Source organism: Gorillibacterium massiliense (assembly GCF_000455485.1).
Taxonomy (GTDB): Bacteria; Bacillota; Bacilli; order Paenibacillales; family NBRC-103111; genus Gorillibacterium; species Gorillibacterium massiliense.
In genome coordinates this window covers 24277-41557 of record NZ_CBQR020000146.1, presented here as the reverse complement: position 1 = coordinate 41557, position 17281 = coordinate 24277, and the positions used below count along the sequence as shown (strand labels likewise).

The 17281-nt window shown below is 36.2% G+C and carries 17 protein-coding genes; 1 reads left to right on the top strand and 16 read right to left on the bottom strand.

The features are described from left to right. Positions 1–105 precede the first annotated feature (105 nt). The 6 genes from TJ79_RS19695 to TJ79_RS28690 form a co-directional block, all read right to left on the bottom strand. The gene (locus tag TJ79_RS19695; RefSeq protein WP_040952057.1) at positions 106–534 is read right to left on the bottom strand and encodes a hypothetical protein; all 429 of its coding nucleotides are present in this window, start codon (positions 532–534) and stop codon (positions 106–108) included. Positions 535–601: 67 nt separating this feature from the next. Next, a complete protein-coding gene (locus TJ79_RS19690) occupies positions 602–1069 on the bottom strand; it encodes a GNAT family N-acetyltransferase (protein WP_052339777.1) in 468 nt (155 codons plus the stop codon). Positions 1070–1102: 33 nt separating this feature from the next. Continuing rightward, positions 1103–1447, bottom strand: a complete 345-nt coding sequence (locus tag TJ79_RS27605; protein ID WP_162162976.1) for a hypothetical protein — start codon at positions 1445–1447, stop codon at positions 1103–1105. Positions 1448–1475: 28 nt separating this feature from the next. Further along, positions 1476–2045 (bottom strand): hypothetical protein, encoded by a 570-nt coding sequence (locus TJ79_RS19685; RefSeq protein WP_040952056.1) that lies wholly within the window; start codon positions 2043–2045, stop codon positions 1476–1478. Between the two features lie 190 nt (positions 2046–2235). Further along, positions 2236–2994 carry a GNAT family N-acetyltransferase gene (locus TJ79_RS19680; RefSeq protein WP_040952055.1) on the bottom strand — a complete coding sequence of 253 codons (759 nt, stop codon included), beginning with the start codon at positions 2992–2994 and terminating at the stop codon, positions 2236–2238. 72 nt (positions 2995–3066) lie between these two features. After that, positions 3067–3264 carry a histidine phosphatase family protein gene (locus TJ79_RS28690; protein ID WP_081757024.1) on the bottom strand — a complete coding sequence of 66 codons (198 nt, stop codon included), beginning with the start codon at positions 3262–3264 and terminating at the stop codon, positions 3067–3069. A 329-nt stretch (positions 3265–3593) separates the two neighbouring features. Between TJ79_RS28690 and TJ79_RS19675 the strand changes: the two genes are divergently transcribed. Continuing rightward, on the top strand, positions 3594–5045 hold the full coding sequence (locus TJ79_RS19675) for an amidase family protein (protein WP_040952054.1): 1452 nt from the start codon (positions 3594–3596) through the stop codon (positions 5043–5045). A 181-nt stretch (positions 5046–5226) separates the two neighbouring features. On the opposite strand, the gene TJ79_RS19670 is transcribed toward TJ79_RS19675, so the two are convergent. From TJ79_RS19670 to TJ79_RS19625, 10 genes are all read right to left on the bottom strand, one after another. Continuing rightward, positions 5227–6015, bottom strand: coding sequence for a sugar phosphate isomerase/epimerase family protein (locus TJ79_RS19670; protein WP_052339776.1), 789 nt, complete (start codon positions 6013–6015; stop codon positions 5227–5229). A 16-nt stretch (positions 6016–6031) separates the two neighbouring features. After that, positions 6032–6541, bottom strand: coding sequence for a GNAT family N-acetyltransferase (locus tag TJ79_RS19665; RefSeq protein WP_040952053.1), 510 nt, complete (start codon positions 6539–6541; stop codon positions 6032–6034). Between the two features lie 212 nt (positions 6542–6753). Further along, positions 6754–7611 carry a phosphotransferase enzyme family protein gene (locus TJ79_RS19660; protein ID WP_238323080.1) on the bottom strand — a complete coding sequence of 286 codons (858 nt, stop codon included), beginning with the start codon at positions 7609–7611 and terminating at the stop codon, positions 6754–6756. A 540-nt stretch (positions 7612–8151) separates the two neighbouring features. Then, positions 8152–8586 carry a hypothetical protein gene (locus TJ79_RS19655; protein ID WP_238323079.1) on the bottom strand — a complete coding sequence of 145 codons (435 nt, stop codon included), beginning with the start codon at positions 8584–8586 and terminating at the stop codon, positions 8152–8154. A gap of 224 nt (positions 8587–8810) precedes the next feature. Continuing rightward, the gene (locus TJ79_RS19650) at positions 8811–9377 is read right to left on the bottom strand and encodes a chloramphenicol phosphotransferase CPT family protein (RefSeq protein ID WP_040952134.1); all 567 of its coding nucleotides are present in this window, start codon (positions 9375–9377) and stop codon (positions 8811–8813) included. Positions 9378–9548: 171 nt separating this feature from the next. Continuing rightward, positions 9549–9833, bottom strand: a complete 285-nt coding sequence (locus tag TJ79_RS28230; RefSeq protein ID WP_238323078.1) for a hypothetical protein — start codon at positions 9831–9833, stop codon at positions 9549–9551. A 784-nt stretch (positions 9834–10617) separates the two neighbouring features. Continuing rightward, on the bottom strand, positions 10618–11412 hold the full coding sequence (locus tag TJ79_RS19640) for an aminoglycoside phosphotransferase family protein (RefSeq protein WP_040952051.1): 795 nt from the start codon (positions 11410–11412) through the stop codon (positions 10618–10620). Between the two features lie 414 nt (positions 11413–11826). Further along, entirely contained in the window at positions 11827–12441 is a 615-nt protein-coding gene (locus tag TJ79_RS19635; protein WP_040952050.1) for a M24 family metallopeptidase, read from the bottom strand. A gap of 651 nt (positions 12442–13092) precedes the next feature. After that, on the bottom strand, positions 13093–13890 hold the full coding sequence (locus tag TJ79_RS19630; RefSeq protein ID WP_052339774.1) for an inositol monophosphatase family protein: 798 nt from the start codon (positions 13888–13890) through the stop codon (positions 13093–13095). Between the two features lie 1859 nt (positions 13891–15749). Beyond that, the gene (locus TJ79_RS19625; RefSeq protein ID WP_040952048.1) at positions 15750–16544 is read right to left on the bottom strand and encodes a Shedu anti-phage system protein SduA domain-containing protein; all 795 of its coding nucleotides are present in this window, start codon (positions 16542–16544) and stop codon (positions 15750–15752) included. Between the last annotated feature and the right edge of the window lie 737 nt (positions 16545–17281).

The following is a 17281-nucleotide window of genomic DNA, read 5'->3' as shown; positions in this document are numbered from 1 at the left end:
CTGTTTTGCTCTGTATTCCTATTCATTTCTATTGCTTTTTAAACAAAAAAACATAGCCTCTTGGGAAGCTATGTCTACATGGAAACGAATTTCGCCAATTGGGTTTCATTTGCTTAATCTTGTGAATTCTTCCTCGCTTAATCCTAAAATTTTTATTAGATAATCTCTAAACTCTTGCCCATTCGGATCTATTGCCCTATACACTTTATCATTTAGTTTTACTTGTCGGCATCCTGTCGCGTTTACGTTTACGACATTATTGTTATATATTCGATTAAACTTTAAATCATAGTTTACTCCATTATCCATTGGACAGTGAATGAGTTCTTTAGGAAAAGGAGGAAGCTTCTCAATGTAATCGATTAGAGTTTTTATTTGTTCTACGTTATCTATTGTTTTATTGAAGCTAGCATTCTTGCCAAGATTGTTGAGGGGATCATTTCGTTCTACTTCTAGAAATGGTTTCTGATTTACTTTTGTTATACTGCAGGATGAAAGAAGGAGCATCGTTAGAATTAAAATGGTTATTCTCACATAACTTCCTCCAGTGTTAAGCGAAGTATCCTCTTCTATGAATGATCAACAAGGTTTTTTTCATTCCTCAATGGGGTGTCCGTAACATCTTATATGCAGGAACTCCATCCTCGAAGATTGCATTATCGCACTCAAAAAAACTATACTTCTCAAATAATTCCTTCTGTTTCAGAAGCGGCTCAAAATCTCCTTTCAAAATATTGACTGTTATTTCTCGTAAAGAATCAAGTTTTTCTATAGCAACATTAACTAAACTTGAACCAATTGTTTCATAATCACATACTCCTGAAACACCGAAAAAAGTTATACGATTATGATTCCTGGAAAAAGCTATAACCCCCACACACCGCTTGGCATCTTCATCTATTTCCATAAATACTTCGTTTTGCTTTATCTTCGCCTTCATATAGCTATAGAAATCCTTATAAAAAATTGTCGTATCGGTAATAAGCTGACCAACCATATCATCCGATATTTCATGGGCAAACTGATTCCACGTTTCTAAATCGTCCATACCTAAAGCTTTCATTGTCATAGTCACAACTCCTTGTTTGGCAAAAGAGCTTTACTATTGCTGATTCTTTATCCAATCAACAAGCTTAATAATTAATTCCTTTGAATTACCGTTCACTCTATATTCCTTTTCATGACTAATGATGATCCCCAATTCACGAATATCAACTGAGTAGTTAATACTTGTTCCATCCTTATCTCTATAAACGACCGTCATGATAATTACATCACCCGTTCCACCTCGGAAGGTATTCCATCTTCTAGTGTATGTAACCGTGCCTAATAATAGAGGATTAAACCGAGAAGAGTCAAAACGAATACAATGATTAATGTCCGAGAAATTTTGAATAATTTCCTTCGTCCTTCCAGAATTCCTACCTCCTTTTTGCGCTGATTTCACCTAACGTTCCTGTATTCCCGAACCCTTTCTATCTTAATAATCTGTCCCCTTGAATTAGGTCTTCTATATAAACATCATTCCAAAGTTGCGCTTCAATATATCTATATTGTTGATTAAGTCCATTTAAAAATGCAGCTGCATCATTAGTATTATCATGGATAAAGTTTATTAGTGACTCCTTATTGAATAGATCCATTCTATCTTCGCGATCCAGTATTGACATACTATCCCCATAAGTAAAGCTAATATCATTAGGGTCAATATCATTAAGTGCCAATTTTATTTTCAAACCGTCTTCAAACCAATCGTTTAAATATTTGCTTTCTCCAAGAACAAAATATAGAGGGTGGGCATTCTTAGGTTTCCCTCCTAGTGAAATAAATGAGTTGTATAACCATTCCTCAGTACGAAGTCTTTTTAAGTAGTAACCATCAAAATCTTTTGCATTAAACCTGCTAAATGATGTAAATGAAATCCCTGCATGTTGTGAGAGCTTATCTGCCAAAGAATATGCGTCTTTAGACGAAAGTCGTGTAATACTATTAAATGGCATACATCTACTATCACAGTAATTAGTTATAAATAAATTTTGCAGCACTATTGCAACCTCCCAAAAAAGTAAATTGCACCTGATTAAATGAAAGTTAAGTGGAGTTCAGAACATCACAAAGTTACTATCGGTGTGTCTTCAGTTTCAAAAACCAAGTGAGAAGTCTCCTCTCCTGACTGAAAACCAAGATTCGAATATAAAAATTCAGCGTGATTCCCCGAAGTTACAAATAATCGAATTACTGGATAAAACGATTCCAAGCGGTAATCGCCTTACCTAACATATATCTTCCTAATCCTTTATTCTTGTGGTATGGTTTAACAGCAATTTCAAAAATAAGAGGAGTATCTTCCCAAAGGGAAACCAGACAAACACCAACTATTTCATTTGTTTCTTTTTGGATTAGAATAGTTGATGCTTCTAGTACTTCTTCGTGATTATTTTGTTCAAAATAATAGATTAAATCTCGTTCATATGTATCTATATCCCTTTGATCTGGTCCTGCATAATAGGCTTCATCCATTAACTTAGTAATACTTGTTATGTAGTCCAGATTAGGTTTGACACAAACAATCTCTTTAGGAAGAGGGGACTCAATCTTCTCTGTCGGTTTTATCATACATTTCCTTGTACTCAAAATTTTAAAACCTTCATGCTTAAAAACTTCGATATGTTCGCTTAAAACATTGTAAGCATCTACCCTGTGATTGCCTCCAGAACTCTTGATCACAAAATCCTTTAGAAAAGATACGATATCAACTGTTAAGATGAATGGTGGTATCATAAAAAATGACCCCAATTCATTGTCACTTAAAGAAATTCCAGCTACTCGTTTATTATCTCTATAAATCCAAAAACAATCGCTTGCACCAAGCATCATTTGTTGTAAAAAGGACCAACTTGGTCTAAACCATATATTCTTTCTATAGGTAGCAAAATACTTCGAGTAAATGGTTTGATCAGCCTTTTTAATTGAATATTGAGTAATTGCGTTCATTAACATACCTTCTTTCCCTTGGATTTCACCTAACGTCTCTTGTATTCATCGTGAGGCTTAAGTACGCTAAATTCACTTTAAATGATCTATGTTATTAAGCACCTTAATTCTCCACGCTTCATTTCGGTATTCAATGATATTTATAGAGGTGTTCTGAAAATCAGTTTGTTCTATCACATCACGATCTTCTACTAAATCCATTAAAATAGACCTTATTACATGTCCATGAGTAACTAAAATAACATTTCTATTTTTATAATTTTTTAGTATCTACACTAATCCATTATTACCCCGCTCTTTTACTTGCTGCCTTGTTTCAGCCCCCGGTGGTAATGACTTCCCATAAAGCAGTTTAACTTCTTCTTTCGTTAATCCATCTGCGTCCCCACAGTCCTCCTCAATAAAATAAAACATTTCAATCAAATCATGGATTCCTAAATATCTTGCGATCAAATCTGCAGTTGTTTCTGCTGAAAATTCCAGTCTGTTTCCCCATGTCTAACGAGACAGATTGTTGTCATAGAAAAAGCACCTCAAGGTTCATTTTTTCTTTAGTCTTAATTCGACTTAAATACTATGATCTTTTGGAGGTTATCTATTTGATAAATATTGAAGAATTATCAATATTAGAAGCTAGAAGACATATGGATAATGGAACTTTAACTTCTCTTCAACTTACAAAAATGTATTTAGAAAGAATAGCAAAATATGATAAAAACGGCCCCAGACTAAATTCCGTTTTGGAGATAAATCCTGATGCCCTACACATTGCAGAAGCTATGGATTATGAATTGATGTATATGGGAAAGCGAAGTCTGATTCATGGAATCCCTGTTTTACTTAAAGACAATATTAGTACCGGAGATAAAATGCACACAAGCGCAGGTTCAATGGCACTAGCTCATTTATATTCTGCGGAAGATTCATTCCTGGTAAAAAATTCAAGAGAAGCAGGAGCTGTTATTCTAGGGAAAACGAATATGACAGAATTTGCAAATTTCTTCGCGGAAAACATGCCTCCCGGATATAGCTCTCGAGGTGGGCAGGTAATAAGTCCTTATGACACCTCTAAAACCCCTTCGGGTTCCAGCTCAGGGTCAGCTGTTGCTGTCGCTGCTAACTTATGTTCTGTGGCAGTTGGAACTGAAACAAACGGCTCAATTATTAGTCCTGCAAAAGCAAACTGTGTTGTAGGCATTAAACCAACAGTTGGACTCATTAGTAGAAATGGCATAATACCAATATCTATCAGTCAAGATACAGCAGGACCCATAGCTCGTACTGTTGCCGATGCTACTATTCTTCTTGGTGTGATGACAGGGGTTGATGAGAAAGATCCTGCGACTTGGAAAAGTAAATGGTTGGCACATCAAGATTACACTTCATTTTTAAGTCTGGAAAAAGTATGCGGATTACGTGTAGGCTTCTACAAGATTGATGCTGATAAGTTTAACAGCGAAGATAAGGCATTAATAAGTGAAGCTATTGGTGTTTTATCAAAATATGGAGTAGAAATAGTTGAGATTGAACAGGAGGATTATCGGGTTGAATTCATGGGGTCTTCAGTATGTCTACATGAGTTTAAATCTGGAATTAATTATTACTTATCAAAAATTGATGACGGTTTAAAAACTCGTTGTTTGGCGGACATCATAACATATAATAATGAACACCCTGAAACATGCATGAAATATGGGCAAAAAATACTTGAATTATCACAAGAAACAAGTGGTACATTAACCGAGGAAAAATTTCTACAAGATAGATTAAAAGACATACGAGATATGCGTGTAAACGGTATAGATAAAATGGTAGATGAATTGAAATTGGACGCAGTGCTTTTTTATGGACAAACAAGCATTGCAGCCATCTCAGGATATCCTTGCATTATGGTTCCTGCAGGACTTTCGAAAACATCTGATTGGCAAGGATTTTCTTTTGTGGGTAAAGCTTTCTATGAACCGATTTTAATTAGCTTAGCTTATACCTATGAACACGAGACAAAGAAAAGAAAGCCACCTGAGCTTAATTTTCACGGAACTGTTTTTTGAGTTACTGCCTCAAATCAAACACTATTGGATTCGATTCGTTCATGATTAAAACTCTCAAGTCAATTCTCATTCCAGAAAATAAGGTGATTCACGATCTTCCAAATTGATTGTTTACTTCCATTTTCCAATGCAGCCTGTTCCGCCGCTAAATCAGTAGTATTTCTTTAAATGCTTATTTGAGTTAAGATAAAATTTCTCTTAATTTATAAATTGATTCCTTTAATGCAAAGCTCGTCTTTACTTCTACAACTATTGATAAATCATGTTCACTGGCAAACTTTAATCTGTTTTCAAGTGGGACTACTCCAGTAAACAATGGTTGATGATCCGATTTGCCATTAAAATCGTGCAAATGCATGTGTCTTACCTGTTTAGCATGAGATAAAATAAGCGGCTGCTCAGCATAATTAACTTTTGCATCATGACCGACATCCCAAGTTAAATAAAAATTATCAAACGTACTGCTCAACATATTTAAAGCTCGTTTGATAAAAGAAACGTTAAAATTACAAGCATTTTCAATGCACAGTTTCACCGACAATTTATTAGAAAGATCATAAAGCTCAGCAAAAGAATCTAATAGTAATTCAAGATACTTAGCCTCATATTGCTCATTAATCCAAACCCTCTGTTGTGGTAGTGTAAAATAAATCCCATTATTCAAGTGCATATTCAAAGTTTTGATTTCGGCTGCATGGGCCCATTCAATCGTTTCTTTACAACGTTCGATATGTCCCCTTCTGATAGGTAGATGGAAGGAAGAAAGGTCAATCTCCTCAGGCAGATGAATTGTAAAATCAATTCCGTAGAGTTTCTTTAATCGCATGATTTCATTGGCAGGCATCGACTCAGGTAAGCAAATTGGTAGATTCATGTTGAGCTCTATAAAATCAAGATTCAATTCCTTACAGAGCCTGATATTCTCATGGATATCTCGAAATTCAATTAATGTTGGCATCCCTAACCTCATCGAAATACCCCCAATATTAGTCCCTCAATTTCTTTGTAAGGTAAAGAACAATATCATCGTCTATAGCTACACTATCTCCATACTTAATATAACGATGACCGTTATGTATTCCCTTCCCATCCGGAACGTAACCACGCTTTACATATAAGACTTGAGCTATTCCATAATCTGAAAATAACCCAACACCAATTCCGGCAATAGATGATTTCCGCCCAATTATTTCTTCTGCCTTATCCATTAATTTTGATCCTATGCCTAATCTCCGATATTTTATTAGGACATTAAAATCGTTAATCTCTGGTATATTCTGTTCCTTGAATGACGGGTAATAGGAGTTCCAAATTACATTTAAGTACCCAACAAATACATCATCGATTTCAGCTATTAATGTTACTCTCTTCCCGATTCTTTGTTCAACAATGTATCTTTCGTATTGAACTACTGGTTTGTCCCAACCTTGTTCTCTAAATGCATCTGAAATAGTGATAGGATCATGCTCAGTTATTTCTCGTATCGATAAGTTCATTTATATCTCTCTTTCTTTAAATGGTGTTTAGCTTTTACGAGGATTTCATAGTGCACCATTTGTATACTAGATAATCCGTTCGTCATACTCAAAGGGTACTTCACATGAATATATATCATGGAAAAATCCCTTGAATGGGATATCATCTTCCAAGCATTTAATGAGATACGACAGTTCTTCATCACACACCGGCTCTTCGCCGTTACTCCGCATTACCTCGAATGAATCCATAATATTTTCCATGAGCGATACTTGGATAAATAGGGGGAGTTTTTCCAACATAAATCGTCTATCCCGGTCTCCGATTTGTATCCCATGAGAACTGTTTTAAAATAATCATCCATGAACTTTTTACGTTTACCGGCGTCTGGTTCAAATTGTATCCAGCCCACTCCGCTTGTCCAAAGACCCGCTAGATCAAACATATACCAGCAATAGCACGAATTATCGAAATCATAAACCGTTATTTGCCCGGTATCAAAATCTATCGAATAATTCCCATCGTTGTAATCAAAATGGACCATACCGAAGGATTCACGGTTCCTGTCCAATCCTTCCAAGGTTTTAAGGAGCTTATACAACTTTTCCTTCAGCAGAGGTAACGAGTCAGGTATCAGTTTATCGATATATTCGGCATTGTATTTGTCAAAAAAACTATACCGGTGATGTGCAGGAGTATATCCTTTTGATATTTGGTGCAGTTTCCCCAAGACTTTACCGCAATTAAAGTAATATTCGTTGATTGAGGCTCCTTCCCTGTATCGATAATGATTTTCCACAAGCATTTTCCCCTTAGCCTTTTTAAACAGGCATATAAAATAGGTACGATTTTTAAAAGTTATCCCTTCCAACTGATTTCCCTTCCGGGAGCTGATTATATCTGAGACACTTCCGCCATGATCAAATAAATATCTGACGTATTCAACTTCGCCCAAAAGGTCTTCCCGGCTTCTGTCATTTAAGAAAGCGATACGAAGTATCTTTGCTTCGGTGCCTTCTTTTTCACAGGTATAAACGACATTACGCCCTCCATCATGTGACGGAATCAATTGGATTTCATAACCTTTCAAGTCGTACAACTCCGATATTAGTGGAAGTAAATGTACATCCCCGATTCTAACAACCTCGTTATATGTAATAATATCTTCCCCCTCTCAAATCTCCTCAATAATATGTGTAGATTACCACCTTCTGCCGATGGCTTGAATGGCGATTATCAATATAATTAAACTTACCTTCCATCTAGCTCAAACTCCACAAAGGATTATTTTATGGATTGAATTTTCTTGCATAAGAATTTCCGATAACAACTGGGTGTCCACGAACCCTCACTGGCTTAAGGGGCGCAGCCCCGTGTCCAACAGACTTAGCCAGTTCATTGTTGTCTGCCTGATTCCACTTCTTCGAAATACCTCTGGCAGACCAAGGATCGCTTGCGATCCACAGCATGAAAACATTGTTATATGCGGTACCTGCCTTCATCATGCTTTTCTAACTAAAGGCCTTTTTTAGTCTTACTAACTATCTAGTTTTTCTATTTTCATAAAAATTCTTGAGTATACCTCTTCTATGTTTTCGACGGTTTTTTCATCATTATACAAACCTAATCCTCAGACTTTTAATGTACCATCTTCATTTGATTTATAGACACCGACAGCATAGCTATTACCTGGAGACCAATCCCAAATCCCTCCATATTCAATATCCCTTTCAGTAAAAGGTATATGACTTCTAGTTGAAATAAAAAAGAATGGTATTGGTGAATTTAAATAGATGTCGGCGTATTGTCTTTCTGCTGCTTGATTAAGATTTTCTTCCATAACCAAGACAGCATCATAATCATCTAAGTCTCCTTTATTCAAATCATCAAATGAAATTTTTTTAAAGATAACTTGCTCTTCTTTTATTTGCGGTGGTTCTCCAATGACTGCTATATTTAAAGACTTTCCTTCATATAAATCAAATTTTGTACTCGTACAAGCTGATATGACAAACAAAATAATTAACAAAATAAAAATTACATATTGCCTTCTTTTATTCGCCATATAACTTCTCCTTTATATTCTTCAATAATTTCAATTTTCTCCCTTGTGAATTATAGTTTTGCTTGACAGGTATTGCATATAACGTTCACGAAATGACCCAGCCTTAGATAGCTCTTATCTTAGGCTGGGTCATTTGTTGTCTGATCTTCCTTCCATGATTAACACCTGACAACCAAAGGGCGATAGCCCAGCAGCGTGTTATACTACTTCCTCTTGAAAACCTCTCAAATATTCTCTTTATTTCTCTCATTTAGTCTTTTAAATGCACTTGAATTGTTAACCGGTAATATATATTTCATAATTTGTTCTGCACATTCTTCGATTTTGTTTTCAAATGTGTTTACTTCTATGTCATATATTCCATGTCCATGAATCTTTTCAAATTGCCATTTAGCTTGGCCAATATCCCTATCCCCTCTATTTCTTTCCCGACGTTCCAATTCATGTATAGGACAATTAACCCGCACGAAAACTACTGGATATTCTGAAAGAAGCTCCACACATTCCTCAAGCCAACCTTTCTCTTCGGGAATGTCTAAAATAACATGATCTACAATTACATTAAGTCCTGCATCACTAAACGTTTTTATACTGTTATGCATCGCTGAAGCACAATCTCTAAGAGTATTCCAGTAGTTGATTTCTAAATGTTTCTCTGGGGCCATATTTTCATATACATCTAGCGATAAATGAAAATATGGATCCTTACTTAACGTTTGCAACTTCTTTGTTAAACTTGTCTTTCCTGAACTAGATGTTCCGTTTAAGAAAATAATATGTCCCTTATTCATTAATCTCTTCCTTTGTGTATTTAATTTTACTCGGATGTCGTCTAACGTTGTTGTAATCACGAACCCAAGAGGCTTAAGGCCCGCCAGGACCGGGTGGCTCCGCCACTTAGCCTCGAAGGTTATCCGCCTGACCAAGCCCACTTGAAAGTCTTCCTCAAATATACTTATAGTTTATTTATTCATCGTATTCTTAAGATAATTTATTAAAGCCACAAACAATACTTGTATAATTCCAAAAATAAAGGCTTCAAAAACAACTAAAACTTCAAGGTTCCTATCAAACGGTATAAAATAAGCTTGAGTTTCTGGTATATAAACATGAACGAGCAAAACAGATACTACACAAGTTAAAAGAAAAACTAAAAGTAATTCCTTATATTTTCTAATAAAAAGGACAGGAAATATAACTGCTACTAAATAGAAATATGATGTTTGATAAAGATAATCGAAATACATGGAAACAAAAATTAAAGGTGAGTTCCCCAAGCAAATTACCATAAGTACTATAATTTTCTTTATCCTTTTCACACTCCCTCGATAAAGGACCGTAAGGCCCGGGTGACTCTACCACTTAGCCGATTGAATGTGTCCGCCTGATCCACTCCTCTGCCAATCCCTCGGGCGAACCAAGGGGCTTCAGCCCCGCAACGTGAATGCAGTATTATATGAAGTGACCAGCTCCTTGAATTTGCAACCTTATTCTTGATCCTTGAATCTCAATAATCCAGTAATCACAGAATATCCGCATATTAATTCAAGAAAAAATGGTCCATTGTACTTAATGATTCTGATATAAACATCCGGCTCAGGCAATTCGAAATAGAAAGATAATACAAAATATGTAAGTAAAAGTATCGATATAAAAAATACAATAATTCTACTTCGATTTATTCTAATTTGCTTCGGAACTCCATGAATAAAAGCCAAATAAACTCCTGATATGAAGGATGTTAATATAGGTAACCATAAATTATATCCACGTACGTTAAAATTCTTTATTTTCCATTCATTTGCAAAATCAAGAATAAAACTTGAATAGTATATCAATAAAATTGCTCCAATCAACCATAAAGCGTTGTAATGATATCGAGAGTTAATTCTCAATGAACTTACCTCGCTTTCGTCTGATTCAACATCCTCGAAATGCCTCGGGCTGACCAAGGAGCCGTAAAGCTCCGCAGCGTGAATACGATGTTCTAGGATGTCAGTGCCTACTATGAGATGCTTTCATTTCTTTCGGTTAGTACCACTCATTAAAATGCAGATCAAGAAATTTGACTTCATTCCTATAATGAGCTAAATGTCCTTCTTCAACTAGCCTTATAAACGCTGTGTCACCATTTGCAGCACGGTCTGATAATGTTTTACACATACTATGAATACGTGATATTACCCACATCTTAAGATCACTAGGCTCTTGAATACCATAAGAATTGAAAAATAATTCAATACGTCTCCTTCTTGTAGCTGCATGACTCTCTTTCTTGTAATCATTAACTACTCGATTTTCTTCTCCTGGAGAAAAAGCTGTAAGTGGAACACATGTATATAAAGTATAAGCAATATCCCAATTACGTGGCCCTGGCCCCGCCATATCAAAATCAATAATGCCTACAGGACGTTGATCTTTAAACACAATGTTATACAATGCAGCATCGTTGTGACAGATGACCTCATGTAATGACGGCTCTGGGTACTCATTGTCTGACTTGGTAGATGTTTTAAATCCAACAGTTGCATCGTGGTATTTTCTTAAGAGCTTGGCCAGTTCAACTAAGACCTCGTCTGACCACATATACTTATCAATTTCAGGATACTCGTTTCCAGAAACTACGCCATCAAGGTAAGAGAGGACTTCTCTCCCCTTATCATCTATACCAATGTATCTAGGCGAGTAGGGATAGCCAATCTTCTCAAGGTGTTCAAGTAATTCATGTACAAAAGGATTTGGTTTAGCATTACGTCGAACTGTCTCTCCTACCCTAACTACGTTGTTTATATTTCCTCCAGAAAGGACTTCTTCGCGTTCTAACATTTTTCTTCCCCCTATTGATACCTGCATATCCTTGCACTGATTTCCAATAACGTTTTTGTATTAAGGCACGTTAGCGCCGGGGGCTCTGCCACTTAGCCTCGCAGGGTTGTTCGCCTGATCTGCATTCCTGAAAAGCCTGATACCGCATGCCCGCCCTACAGTGTGTTATAGAATGTTGCCTCTTCCCAGAATCCACCTAAGATAGTCTTTCAAACTTCGAGTCTTATTCCATATATTCCTTGCGGTTTTCAATAACCCTAATTGTTTGCTTATTTATAAACTCCTCTATAATCCTCAGGCAATAATTCTGCTATATTCTTCATTACATATTTCATGGAAAATTCCTCGTATTCACTTTTATCTTGTTCTTTTTCTCTCTTTTGAAACTTGAATTGTTTTCCAATGTAGAAAACATCACTTTTGTATTACATTCTCAAATTTTGCTCCATACATTCCTCTACCTAAATGCGGTTCTATCGCCCATACCTTTCCATCCAAATTCATCATTTTATTCTCAGGACATATATATATCCTTTTATTTTGATTATCATAATTTTCAATTGAATGGCCGATGTTTCCATTTGGATCTAAAAGTATATAATCAAGCTCTTTAATCAAATTAATACTATAGTTAAATAATTCTCCAATCGTTCGACATTTCTGTGCATATTCATATGTACGATCAAATATATACTTCGCATCTCTTGATAACTGCTTCATTTCTTCGTTGTTTCCAATCACTATGGTTTCAGAGTAATCTCCCCAAAAGCCATTCAATTTGGGGCTAAAATCAATTAAGACAATGTCATTCTCTTTCAGTAATACTTCTGATGATGGGAGATGAGATCCTCTTGTACAATAAATCGTATTCTGTCCAAAATTTACAAGCATTGGATACCACAAGTCCTCTGCTCCAAGTGAACACATAATTTCTTCACAAATATCAGAGAATTGCTTCTCGGATATCCCAGGGGTCAAGTATCTTTTAGATTCTTGACATGCAAGAAAAGCAAGTGTTTGAGCGTCCATTTCATTGATCTCCAATCATTGCAATAATTTCGCATAACGTTGTTGTAATCCCGAACCCGAGAAGCTTAAGGCGCGTCAGCGCCGGGTGGCTCCGCCACTTATCCTAGCAGGGGTGTCCGCCTGAATCTACCTCAGGAAAAACCTCAGACCAAGGTTGGCGGAGCCGGCCGTAGCGGGAATACGGTGTTATCTGACTGATACACCTTCTTCGAATAACGGTGAAGTTTCATTTATATGTTTCATAATTTGTTTAATGCTTTTCATATAGTTTTACACTTTATTAGTTATGTATATGTATTATTAGTTTCTATTTGTTTTATCATTAATATAGATATCAAATGCCTTGATTCCTCTGTGGGCAAGCTTAATAAACAAAATCAAACAATAGATACCTAATCCAGCCAATACCAAATAAAATAGATAAATTAAGATTGTAAAAAAAGTTGTGGTTTCCATAATGTGATCTACTCCTAATTTATTTAGATTGTATTGCATATCTTTCATCTAACGTTGTTGTATTCACGAACCCGAGAGGCTTAAGGTGCGTCAACGCCGGTGGCTCCGCCACTAAAATCTTACTGTCTGCCGGTAAACTGTGCTTTATTTTACTCCATCCATATATTTGAATCTTGAATATGTAACAATCAACTATTATTTAACAGATATTAAAATTGCTTTCAATTCTTCAAAAACACCCGGGCTTGACACAATTACCTTATAACCATTCAAGCAATTTGGAAGAATTGAGCTGTTTTCAAGACTATAGTGCCCCACGGTTGCTTTAGCTTCACTGGCAATCAACTTCGCTGCTGCAACATCCCATGGGGATAATTCTTCTTCATAAAATCCCTGTAAGCGACCACAGGCAACCCAACAAATATCCAGAGCTGGGGATCCTAGTCTCCTAATATCTCTTATTTTAGGTAGTACTAATCTTAATGTTTCAACAATATAGTCCACATTTTCTTTAATATGAGGAAATCCAGTTCCAATCACACATTGTTTTAATGTATTGGCGCTTTTAATCTGTATTTTATGATTGTTCAAAAAAGCCCCCTTACCTCTAACAGCATAAAATGTTTCGTCCAAAAATGGATTATGCACTACTCCTACCTCAACTATGTTATCAATTGCATAAGCAATAGATATAGCTACTTGATAATGATTATTGGCATAACCAACAGTTCCATCTATAGGATCAATAATCCACGTAGGCTCTTTTATTATAAGACTATTTTCTATATCACTTTCTTCAGATATAAATTTGTGCTTAGGAAAACCCTTCGAAATTTCTGTTTTTATAATTTGATCTGATACTAAATCTGCAGTTGTTACTAGTTCGTGTCCATTTTTTAAATATTCATCGTATCCATCATTTTCTCTAATTTCTTTAATTTTCAGTCCAGCTAGCTTCGCGACACGAATTGCCTCGATTAAAATTTTATCCATCACATGATCCTCCATTTCAATTGCGTAAAAGTTCTGATAGCTACATACGAAGATTAGAAATCGCAGGGTTGTCTACTGACTCCACAACTCGAAAGGCCTCGGCCAGATCAAGCGCCACAAGGCCCACCGCGTGAATACTGTGTTAACTGAAGTGGCCGACTTCTTGAACATGCCATCTTAATCATGATTCTTAAATTTGAAAAAGCCAGAAACTGCTGAGTATCCACAAACTAATCCAAGAAAAAATGATCCCCTTGTTATTCTTGTATAAATACCAAAATTGAATATAGGCAATTTCAAATAAAACAATAAGACAATATACATCAATATCACAAAAGATATTACAAATACTATCAATTTACCTGGATTTATTCTGAATCTTGTAGGGATTCCATTTATAAAAGCCAAATAAATTCCTGAAATTAAAGAGTTAAGAACTGGGATCCATAAACCATATCCACGCGTATTGTATGTCCTTGCTCGCCAATCACTAGCAAAATCAAGTACAAAACTTGAATAATAAATCAATAAAACTGCTCCAATTGACCAAAGAATAGAGTAAAGAAATCGTGTTCTAATCAATGCGAATACCTCTCTTTTGAGTTAAGAATTTCGGTCATTTCATATAACGTTGTTGTATTCCCGAATCCGAGAGGCTTAAGCGACCATCGGGAGCGGGTGGCTCCGCCACTTAGCCTCGCAGGGTTGTCTGCCTGAACAACTTCCTCGAAAATCTTCGGGCAGACCAAGGTCGGCGTTGCCGGCCGCAGCGGGAATACGGTGTTAGATGAAGGTCATGTCTGCTTTGAGATCATCGTTATCAGGTAACAAACTCCGTACGATTTGATGAAGGTTTCTCATTTCATTCCTCCTGAATTACGGCCAATAATCCTCTTTCGCGTGGTTTCACCTAACGTTGTCGTATTCCCGAATCCGAGAGGCTTAAGGTCCGCCAGGACCGGGTGGCTCCGCCACTTAGCCTCGCAGGGTTGTCTGCCTGATCAACTTCACTGAAAATCCTCGGGCAGACCAAGGGCCGAAGGGCCCGCAGCGGGAAAACGGTGTTATCTGCTGTTGCCTCTTCTCGAGCAACCTACACCACATCTTTATAATCTTTTACTAACTACTTCCCCGTTTTTACTTACAAAATAGTGTTTTGACCTTACCTGTCTCTATGCGTAATCGTAACTAGGTAACCCTAACATTCAGACAATGACTAGATCCGGAAACTTAAATCTTTATTACAGTAACTCATCAATCTCTACATAATAAAAAACGCATGAAGATCACTCGTTCTGACTGATCTCGATGCGTGTTTGACTTGGGTTATATATTCCTGGCTTTTAGTCATTTACAGTCCTTATTATAAGGGTTTAGGCAATTGCAGATAACGTTCCCGCATTTACGACGCCGACGTAGTCGGTGTGTCCCGGCATATACTTCCTGGCTTCTTAACTTCCGGGACCAAGGGGCGGCTATGCCGAACCGCTGCGTAAATGTATTGTTATATGCTGTCGAGACTTCTCCGCGTTACTCAATATAATTTCTTCATTCCCTTTTATCTTGTTCAATCTTTACATTCTTGTTCATCTTTTTAATGTGTGGACTTTATAGTGTTGATAGTTATTTATGATTTGTAGTCTTGTTTGAGCTTCTCATCTTCTGTTCTTTCGTTATTCATTTATATTTCTCTTATTGTCTTATCGTAGTTCTATTCTTCATTTACTTGTTAACTAGGCTTTATACAAATATACCACTACCCCTAATTAATGGTAATGGCTAATTTGATCTTCATATATAGTTTCTCTCGATTGCATATAACGACGTGTTATGGGATGATTTCACCAGATATTATGTTTTTATCTATAAGTACTATATCCTTCATCTAGATTAGAAACATAATCACACACTCTATCGTAATTAATTATTTTTAAATTCGTTGATTCAATAATAATTCTATTTTTTCGATCTCTATCATTTGTGTCCATTTGATTTCTTCTGCTAATCACTAAACAATAGTGAATCCTTGTAATAGGAACATTTATGCCTTTCTCAATAAATTTATGCTCATTAAAAAATGTTGTATTATTTGATTCCATCCACTCTTTCCATTGATTAATCTGACCTAAGCCAGAATTAGCCGATGCTGATAATTTATAACCATCAGTTAAAACAAATGTTGAAGCCGGTGATTCGAATTCAACAAGGATTAAGCTGTATCCATCAGAGTTTCTACCACATAAAACATAATCTGCTTGCATGCTACTTCCTAACTTCATTTCTGGAAAGAGATACGTCTCTTTGTGACCAAAATTATACTCTTTAAATATTGAAGCCGGGATAAACCACTTTCTATTTTTCTTAATGTAATCTTGAATATCATGCTCATTTTTCGCAGAATTAATGACCTTCCTTAGTGCATTTACTTCTAAATCTACAGATGTTCTATCTCTATGATAATGCCATACAACATTATTGGGAAATTTAGAATTGAAGTTATAAATAGACTTTCTCGTCTCATCATCAAACTTTTCAATTGGATCGGAAGCTTTGGAAAAATCAATTTGTCCCTGACTCCAAAATTCATTATATTCTTTAATAGCTGCTTCGTATTTTCCTGTTGGTTTAGTATAATCAACTTCATATAAGTTCATATAATTCCTCCATATATTGATTTTATCAATATTTCTTTATTTGCTTTGGTGAACTTGTCCCATAACGTTCCCGCGATTCCCGCTGCTCCCCACTTTTAACGCATTAGCGGAAAAAGTGTCGCGGTGCTTGCTTCGCAAAAACCGCGATATCAAGGGGAATGGTGGGAATCGTTCCCACATTTACGACGCCGACGTAGTCGGTGTGTCCCGGCATCGGCTTCCTTGATGCTTAACTTCCGGGACCAAGGTCGGCTATGCCGACCGCAGCGTAAATGTATTGTTATATGCTGTTGAGACTTCTTCGTGTTACCCATCTTAATCTCTTCGTTCTTTATTATCTTGTTCAATCTTGTTCAATCTTTTTAATCTTGTTAATCTTTTTATGTTTGGCTTTTATAGTGTTGATAGTCATTTATGAATTGTAGTCTGTTTTGAGCTTCTCATCTTTTGTCCTTTCGTTATTTAGTTATAAATCTCTTATTGTCTAATCCTTGTTCTATTCTTCATTTACTTGTTTATTAAGGCTTTATACAAATATACCACTCCACCTAATTAATGGTAATGGCTAAATTGTTCTTTATATACGGTTTCTCTCGATTGCATATAACGTTATTGTATTCACGAGCCCGAGAGGCTTAAGGCGCGTTAGCGCCGGGTGGCTCCGCCACTTAGTCTCGCAGGGTTGTCCGCCTGATCACACTACACTGAAAAACCTCGGGCGGACCAAGGAGTCGTAA